The sequence below is a fragment of the Capnocytophaga sp. oral taxon 326 str. F0382 genome (genome assembly GCF_000318295.1).
In the GTDB taxonomy this organism is placed as follows: domain Bacteria; phylum Bacteroidota; class Bacteroidia; order Flavobacteriales; family Flavobacteriaceae; genus Capnocytophaga; species Capnocytophaga periodontitidis.
The window spans coordinates 1-867 of sequence record NZ_KB291473.1 but is presented as its reverse complement, the minus strand read 5'-3'; the positions used below and the strand labels follow the sequence as shown (position 1 = coordinate 867).

The 867-nt window shown below is 45.1% G+C and carries 1 protein-coding gene; it reads left to right on the top strand.

Annotated features, from left to right (window positions below):
• The coding region (locus HMPREF9073_RS16100) for an Ig-like domain-containing protein (protein WP_009414513.1) at nt 1-867 on the top strand (867 nt) is incomplete at both ends.

The window sequence follows — 867 nt, the reverse complement described above, 5'->3', positions numbered from 1 at the left end:
GTACTGCATCGGGTACATACACAGTAACTTATAGCATCTGTGAAGTACTCAACCCAAGCAACTGCAGCACAGCCACAGCCACTATTGTAGTAGGTGCTCCTGCGATTGTAGCCAACACAGACACCCTAACTATCACCAATGGTGCTAATGGTGGTACTACCGGCAGTGTATTGACTAACGATAGCTTAAACGGACATTTGAACCCAAGTACTACTTCGGTAACCCTCACTTGGCTAACTGTTCCAACAGGTGTTCAAACCCACACCGATGGTACACTTACAATCCCTGCAGGTAATGCATCGGGTACTTACACAGTAACTTATAGTATCTGTGAAGTGCTCAACCCAAGCAACTGCAGTACAGCCAAAGCAACTATTGTAGTAGGTGCTCCTGCAATTATAGCTAATACAGATACCTTTACTATTGCAGATGGTATAATAGGCGGTACTACCAGTAGAGTACTGACCAACGATAGTCTCAACGGGCACTTGAACCCGAGCACGAGCTCAGTAACCCTCACTTGGCTAACTGTTCCAAAAGGCGTTCAAACCCATACCGATGGTACACTTACAGTCCCTGCAGGTACCGCATCGGGTACTTATACGGTTACTTATAGTATCTGTGAGAAACTGAACCCAGGTAATTGCAGCAGTGCCACGGCAACTATAGTAGTACACAGAACAGCAGTGGCAATACCTGTAGCGGTAAATGATGAGGTTACAACTCCTATCAACACGCCTATTGTAATAGAAGTGTTACGTAACGATACCCCTCACGGAACAACGCCGCATATTACCAATGCCCCAGCTAATGGTGCAGCAGTAATGAATCTTGACAATACAGTAACATATACTCCAAATACTAATT